Origin of the sequence: Actinoplanes campanulatus (genome assembly GCF_014647795.1) — a bacterium.
GTDB lineage: Bacteria > Actinomycetota > Actinomycetes > Mycobacteriales > Micromonosporaceae > Actinoplanes > Actinoplanes campanulatus.
Genome location: NZ_BMPW01000055.1, coordinates 1 through 6,147 on the forward strand (window position 1 = coordinate 1; position 6,147 = coordinate 6,147).

A 6,147-nucleotide genomic window follows, 5' to 3' on the forward strand; every position below is an offset into this window, starting at 1 on the left:
CGGCAGCACCCGCTCGTCGATCTCCACACCGACCCCGGAAGCCGCCGCGATCTCGTTTAGCGCCGACGCCAGGCCACCCCGGGTCGGATCACGCAGCGCGTACACGGCGTCGCCGCCGGTAACATCCTGACCGGGGCGAAGACGCCGCTCGACTGTGCCGCCTACGGCACCGCCTGCACACCCCGGACGCCACTGGGTGCGCCCATGGTCTCCGCGGAGGGCACCTGCGCCGCCTACCACAACGCCCGCCGTCGCCGAGAGGATGTAGCAGGCCCTCGGACACGTTGGCCACGATCAGCCCGACGGAGAAGGTGATCGCCGCGCCCAGCCGAGCCCGGCGAGCACCCCGATCGGCAGGAACGCCGCCCCGGGCCGCGACCACCACCGCCGCGACGATCCAGGTGACCCGGCGGACCTGCTGCTCCAGCGGGCTCAGTTCGGGGTGCCCGCGCTGCGACAGGGCGGCGATCCGGCCGATCTCGGTTCGCATACCGGTGTGGGTGACCACCGCGCGGGCCTGCCCTGCCGTGCAGGAGGTGCCGCTGAACATTCGGCCTGCCGCTCCTGAACGAACGCGAAGGCCGCGTTGAGCAGGATGACCCCGACCACGGCCAAGCCCAGCGCCGGGGCGTGCCCGAACCAGGCCAGCACCGCGGCGACCATGAGCAGCACCGCGAGCGGCTGGGTGAACTGAGCCAACAGCTGTCGCGGCCAGCGCCCCACCTGCCGGCGGGACAGTTCGTTCGGGCCGTACACGGTCGATCGGCGGGCTGCCTCGCGGGACCGCACCCCGTGGGGTGTCGAGCGCAGGTGCCGGAACAGTTCGGTCGGCGGCTGGCGTTCGTCGACCTCGGCGGGTGCCGTAATCGTCTGAGCCGTGACTCCAGCGTTCACCGGTCCCGGTCACGGAGGCAGGGCCGAACGTCACGCCTCACCAGGACGGCACCGGCTACGGGTTGCCGCGGACCACCACCACCGGGCAGTGCGCATGCTGGACGCATTGCTGGCTGACCGAGCCGATCAGCGCTCCGGCAAAGGGGCTGTGTCCGCGGCTGCCCACCACCAGTAGCCGTGCATGGGCGGACATTCGGAACCGACGGCACCGAATCCGGCACGTCCGCCGTACGCTGGGCCGCGCTCTAAGCCGAGCGCCGCCGCCTGCCGTTGCGGGTCGTACACGTCCTCGATTGGGACTGGTCGGTGAGCCGCTACGACTACCAGGGTGATCGCTTCAACGTGGCCCGCCGTCTCGCCGGCCTGGTCGCCGAGGAGGCCGTCCGGCGCGCCGGCGGCGTCGCGCCGGGGTTGGACGTCGGCTTCCAGGTGCCGGTCGGGAACCCGGTCACCCATCTGGTGCACCGGTCCGAGACGGCGGAACTGCTGGTACTCGGCAACCGCGGCCGGGGCCTGATGCTCGGTTCAGTGAGTCAGCGGCTGGCCATGCACGCACACTGCCCGGTCGCCGTGGTGCGCGGTCGTACCGACGCCAGCACCGGTCCGGTCGCCGTCGGCACCGAGAACGCCGACCGGGCAGACGAGGTGCTAGCGACAGCGTTCACCGCCGCCGCCGCCGACCGAGGCACCGATCTGGTCGCGGTCCGCTCCTACCCACTCTCGGCGAGGCTGCCGGTCAGCCGGACCCCGCTGTCCGAGATCCAGACGCCTGAGCAGGACGCCACCGAACGCGAGCGATTGGCCATGCAACTGGCGCCGTGGCGATTCGAGCACCCCGACGTACGAGGAGACCCTGGTGTCGCACGACAGTGCCGGCTCCGTGCTGATCGAGGTGTCGCACGGCACCCAGCTGATCGTCGTCGGCAGTCACGGGCACGGCCTGGTCACCGGCACCATACTCGGCTCCACCAGCCTGCAACTGCTGCACCACGCGGACTGCCCCGTGCTGGCCGTCCGGCCGGGGCCGAACAACGGGAGGACACCATGAAGGCACGAACCGGCGACCGTGTCGTCGTCGACGCCGTCCGTCTCGGCGGCGAACGACGAGTCGGGATCATCACCACCATCGAACACGCGGACGGCACACCGCCGTACCGGGTGCGCTGGCTCAGCGACGGCCGTACCACCCTCTTCCCCGGCCCGGAAACACACATCGAAGCCGCCACACGATGACGGCACGGACGAGGGCGGGGATCTCGGGGATCCCCGCCCTCATCAGGTCATCGCCGCCGGATCAGCTGTTCAGGTACACGGGACGATGGACGATCGCCTCGATGTCGGCGGCCGTCACGTCCAGCAACTGGTAGGCCAGATCGGCCAGGGCCCGCGCGCTGGCGAGCTCGTCACCGATCTCCGGGACCTCCCGGTCGCGCGGCGACCGGTAGGCGTTGCCGACACCGCGCACCTGAGGTCGGGCCTCGGTACGCAGCACGGCGACGGCACGGGTACGGCTTTCGTCCTCGTGCTCGTCGATGGTGATATCGACCGTCCAGGTCCGGGTATGCACCTCGAACACCTCCTCGCAGTCTCTCCTCTCATGCCACCGCACGGCGGCTTACGGACACAGTGCTGTTGGTCCTGGTCCGGGCCCGAAGTGCCCTGGGAACCGCCCGCCGCACCGATCAAGGTGGAAGCGGAGAGCCGGAAAGGCGGTGCGTCATGACGGTGCTCTACCAGGCGAAGATGCTGCAGACCCACGCTGCGGTCCTGACCCTTTCGGGGACCGCGCCTACAAGCTCAAGAAACCGGTCGACCTCGGCTTCCTCGACTTCCGGCGGCGCGCCGACCGGTTCCGGGCCTGTCACCGGGAGGTGCGCCTCAACCGCCGGCTCGCCCCGGACGTCTACCTGGGTGTCGCCGACATCGTCGGCCCCGACGGCCTGCCCGGCGACCACATGGTCGTGATGCGCCGGATGCCGGACGAACGGCGCCTGTCCACGCTGGTCCGGCGGGGCGCGCCCGTCGACGCCGAACTGCGGCGGCTGGCCCGGGTGATGGCCGTCTTCCACGGCATCGCCCGGCGCGGTCCGGCGATCGACGCCGAGGGCGGCCGAGCCGGGCTACGCGGCCGCTGGGACGCCACCTTCGAGCAACTACGCCACCTCCACAGCGGGGTGCTCGACCGTGACGCGGCCGACGAGGTCGAGCGGCGGGCCCACGAGTCTCTCGACGGCCGCGACCGGTTGTTCACCGACCGGATCGCCCACGGGCGCATCGTGGATGGTCACGGTGACCTGCTCGCCGACGACATCTTCCTGCTCGACGACGGGCCCCGGATCCTGGACTGCCTGGAGTTCGACGACCGGCTGCGCTACCTCGACGGGCTCGACGACGCCGCGTTCCTGGCGATGGACCTGGAACATCTCGGCGCACCCGCTCTGGCCGGACGGTTCCTCGACTGGTACGCCCAGTTCAGTGACGATCCGGCCCCGGAGCCGCTACGCCACCACTATGTGGCGTATCGGGCGTTCGTCCGGGCGAAGGTCGCCTGTCTGCGGCACGAACAGGGCAACCCAAACGCGGCCGCCGACGTCGTCGCCTACACCGACCTCACCCTGCGCCACCTGCGAGCCGGGATGGTTCGGCTCATCGCTGTGGGCGGCCCGAGGACGGAAGCCAAGACGTCCCTCGCCGGCAGGCTGGCCGACCAACTGGGCGCCACGGTTCTCAGCAGCGACCGGATCCGCAGGGAGATGGCCGGCCTCGATCCGCGGATGAGCGCGGCGGCCGGCTTCGACCAGGGCATCTACACCACCGAGTGGACCGACCGCACCTACGCCGAGCTGTGCTGGCGGGCCCGCCAGCTCCTCGAAGTCGGGCAAACCGTGATCCTGGACGCGTCCTTCACCCGGGACCGGCACCGGGAGGCCGCCCGCCGACTGGCGGCGTGCACTCACAGCACCCTGACCGAGCTGCTGTGCACCGCCGGGATAACTACTCTCGCGGCCCCCTCGGACGCCGACTCCCTGATCGCCGGTCTTCTGGCGGCCGGGGCCGACGACTGGCCGCAGGCCCGTCACGTCGCCACCGACCCGGGCGCCGGCGACGTCGCCCCGCGCTCGCCGCCATCGACGACGACCGGCCGGCGGTGGCCGCCGGCCGGTGACCGATCCAAACGACCTTCAGCGCTCCGATTCGTACCGGTGCGGCACCAGCAGGACCGGGCGGTGTGCGTGATGCAGTGCGGCCATCGCCACACTGCCCAGCATGATTTCGCTGAGCGCCGATCTGCCGACCGAACCGACCACGATCAGCGCGGCGTGCTCGGCCCCGGCCTGTCCGGCCAGGGACAGCGCGATCGCCCGACCGTGCTCGGCCGGCAGGCCAACCCGAGGCACCGTCGTCAGGCCCAACGGGGCTGCCGCGAGCGGCTCGTCGCCGTCGTGGACGAACACCGGCCTGATCGTCCGGTCGGCAAACAGCCGCTCAGCCGCCTGCAGCGCTGTCGCCGCACCGGCCGAGCCGTCCCAGCCAACCACGACCGGTCCCTTGTCCAGGGCGGCACGCTCGCGGTCGAGTAACGGGTACGGCACCACCAGGACCGGGCAGGGCGCATAGTGCACGAGCATGTCGGAGACGCTGTTGAAGATCGCACGCACGCCGCCGAGCCCCCGCGAGCCGGCGACGATCACGGCGGCGCCGGTCCGCCGGCGAGCTGCGCCAACTGGGCGCCCTCACCGCCGCACGAACGCTCCACCAGCGCGGTGGCATCCCAACCGCGCGCGGAGGCCAGGATGACACCCATCGCTGTCAGCCGATCTGCCTCGGCCTCCCCCTCCCGCTCGATCATGGCAAGGTAGTCGTTGACACCGCCCATCCCGGGCCACAGCCGGCGCCGCAGCGCCTTACTGGCGTACGGCGGGGTCCATATGTAGGCGACGTAGGCCGGGCCTCGCGGCAGAAGCCGGGCCGACGCCTCGATCGCGGCCGCTGCCGGGACCAATCCGTCATAGCTCAGGATCACGCGTTGTCCACCGGCCGTACCCGGGTCCGGCTGTCTCGCGTCGGCCGTCATCGCGTCACTGGCATGCGGGTCCGTCATCGCGATCCCTCCGCTGCGGCGCTGGGCTCACCCGGCCCGAACGTGGTGGGATCCGGCGACCCGTCCGGCATCAGCACCTCGCTGACCGCCCGGCGTGGGGTGCGCCCGGTGGAACGGCCGTAGCCGATACGCAGCACCATCTGTACGGGAACGCCCGGCGGCGGCCCGGTGAGAACCTGGCGGACTTCGGGCACCTCGACCGGCTGGCTGATCGGGGTGACGGCCAGGCCCAGCCAGGTCGCGGTGAGCAGCAACCGTTGCAGGGCCTGCCCGGCGCACAGCCAGTCGAGTCGGGTGTCGCTCTCGGTGGCGAGCACCAGGATCGTCGGATGCGGTTCAAACGGTTCGCTGGGACGCAGCGTGTGCGGCAGCCGGGTGAAGTCACGGACCGGTATCATGCCGAGTGCGTCCCACGGCCCGGACGCCCAGCTCGGAACGCCGTCGTGGCAGACGTTGGCGCCGGTCCACCGCCGCATCTCCCGCACGTACTGGGGGCGCTCACGCATCCACTGGTCGGCGGCCCGGGCTAGGCCCAGGACCGCCTCGCGGCTCTCCCCCTCGGCCACACGCAGGATCGCCCCCTCCCGGGCGGCGGCGTCCCGAAGCCGACGGAACGCCGGCGGCGGCACCGGCACGTGGGCGAACGGCCCCCGGTTGGTGTGCCGGCGCGGGATCGCGGTGGCAAGGGTCTCGGTAACCTCGTCCAGACGCGCCGGACGGCCCGCGGTCACCCGGGCGGCCAGCGCCGGATCGGCGCCGGACGGCAGCAATTCGACCCGGGTCTGGTAGCCGCTGTGCCGGATCGCCACCCGCAGCGTGAACACCGCCGCACCAATGCTGATCATCTGCTCCCGGCCGTCCGGATCGACAACCGGCAGCAGCCGTCCGTGGTCGGCGTACACCTCCACCGCCGGACCGTCGATGCGGAACAGCCACGGCTGGTCGTCGCGGGCGGAATCGGGCTGGGTCGCCGGCACAGTGGCCCGCCGCCTGGACCGTCGGCCGCCGAACCGGTGCCCACTGGGCCGGCGGCGGCCGGACGGTGAACCTGGCCGGTCAGCGGCTGGCTGAGGACTCGGGGCCGAACGGGGGTTTCGGCCCTGGGGAGTCGGCCCCGAAGGGCTGCCGCGGCCCCCGGAACTCGCGGTCGT

At 71.9% G+C, this 6,147-nt stretch carries 8 protein-coding genes and 5 pseudogenes; 5 read left to right on the forward strand and 8 right to left on the reverse strand.

Annotated elements, in window-relative coordinates:
- Positions 1-105: AIR synthase-related protein (locus tag IEZ13_RS47705; RefSeq protein WP_306421565.1), on the reverse strand; the 105-nt coding region annotated here is incomplete at its 3' end.
- Between IEZ13_RS47705 and IEZ13_RS45830 the strand changes: the two genes are divergently transcribed.
- Positions 88-315: a hypothetical protein gene (locus tag IEZ13_RS45830; protein WP_307835293.1), complete on the forward strand. Its 228-nt coding sequence runs from the start codon at positions 88-90 to the stop codon at positions 313-315. The two genes, IEZ13_RS47705 and IEZ13_RS45830, sit on opposite strands and share 18 nt — an antisense overlap.
- A 184-nt stretch (positions 316-499) precedes the next feature.
- On the opposite strand, the pseudogene IEZ13_RS48265 reads toward IEZ13_RS45830, so the two are convergent.
- The 3 pseudogenes from IEZ13_RS48265 to IEZ13_RS45840 all read right to left on the reverse strand — a co-directional run.
- Positions 500-550, reverse strand: a pseudogene (locus IEZ13_RS48265) (hypothetical protein); the annotation flags it as partial.
- Between the two features lie 107 nt (positions 551-657).
- Positions 658-894 (reverse strand): annotated as a pseudogene (locus tag IEZ13_RS48270) (cation-transporting P-type ATPase); the annotation flags it as partial.
- Positions 895-949: 55 nt separating this feature from the next.
- Positions 950-1,078 (reverse strand): annotated as a pseudogene (locus IEZ13_RS45840) (universal stress protein); the annotation flags it as partial.
- A gap of 77 nt (positions 1,079-1,155) precedes the next feature.
- Between IEZ13_RS45840 and IEZ13_RS48150 the strand changes: the two are divergent.
- From IEZ13_RS48150 to IEZ13_RS47360, 3 genes and pseudogenes are all read left to right on the forward strand, one after another.
- Positions 1,156-1,461: pseudogene (locus IEZ13_RS48150) on the forward strand (universal stress protein); the annotation flags it as partial.
- Between the two features lie 286 nt (positions 1,462-1,747).
- Positions 1,748-1,942 carry a universal stress protein gene (locus IEZ13_RS47355; RefSeq protein WP_373293117.1) on the forward strand — a complete coding sequence of 65 codons (195 nt, stop codon included), beginning with the start codon at positions 1,748-1,750 and terminating at the stop codon, positions 1,940-1,942.
- On the forward strand, positions 1,939-2,127 hold the full coding sequence (locus IEZ13_RS47360) for a DUF1918 domain-containing protein (protein ID WP_203833744.1): 189 nt from the start codon (positions 1,939-1,941) through the stop codon (positions 2,125-2,127). The genes IEZ13_RS47355 and IEZ13_RS47360 overlap by 4 nt, the downstream gene beginning before the upstream one ends.
- 61 nt (positions 2,128-2,188) lie before the next feature.
- On the opposite strand, the gene IEZ13_RS45850 is transcribed toward IEZ13_RS47360, so the two are convergent.
- Positions 2,189-2,461, reverse strand: a complete 273-nt coding sequence (locus IEZ13_RS45850) for a DUF1876 domain-containing protein (protein WP_183227921.1) — start codon at positions 2,459-2,461, stop codon at positions 2,189-2,191.
- Positions 2,462-3,530: 1,069 nt separating this feature from the next.
- Between IEZ13_RS45850 and IEZ13_RS47365 the strand changes: the two are divergent.
- Positions 3,531-3,863, forward strand: a pseudogene (locus tag IEZ13_RS47365) (P-loop nucleotide/nucleoside kinase family protein); the annotation flags it as partial.
- Between the two features lie 213 nt (positions 3,864-4,076).
- Here the strand turns inward: IEZ13_RS47365 and IEZ13_RS47370 are convergent.
- The 3 genes from IEZ13_RS47370 to IEZ13_RS45865 are packed head-to-tail and all read right to left on the reverse strand — an operon-like array spanning position 4,077 to position 5,973.
- Positions 4,077-4,586 carry a universal stress protein gene (locus IEZ13_RS47370; protein ID WP_306421566.1) on the reverse strand — a complete coding sequence of 170 codons (510 nt, stop codon included), beginning with the start codon at positions 4,584-4,586 and terminating at the stop codon, positions 4,077-4,079.
- Positions 4,583-4,996 (reverse strand): hypothetical protein, encoded by a 414-nt coding sequence (locus tag IEZ13_RS47375; protein WP_229795808.1) that lies wholly within the window; start codon positions 4,994-4,996, stop codon positions 4,583-4,585. The genes IEZ13_RS47370 and IEZ13_RS47375 overlap by 4 nt, the downstream gene beginning before the upstream one ends.
- Positions 4,993-5,973 (reverse strand): Acg family FMN-binding oxidoreductase, encoded by a 981-nt coding sequence (locus tag IEZ13_RS45865; RefSeq protein ID WP_183227920.1) that lies wholly within the window; start codon positions 5,971-5,973, stop codon positions 4,993-4,995. The genes IEZ13_RS47375 and IEZ13_RS45865 overlap by 4 nt, the downstream gene beginning before the upstream one ends.
- Between the last annotated feature and the right edge of the window lie 174 nt (positions 5,974-6,147).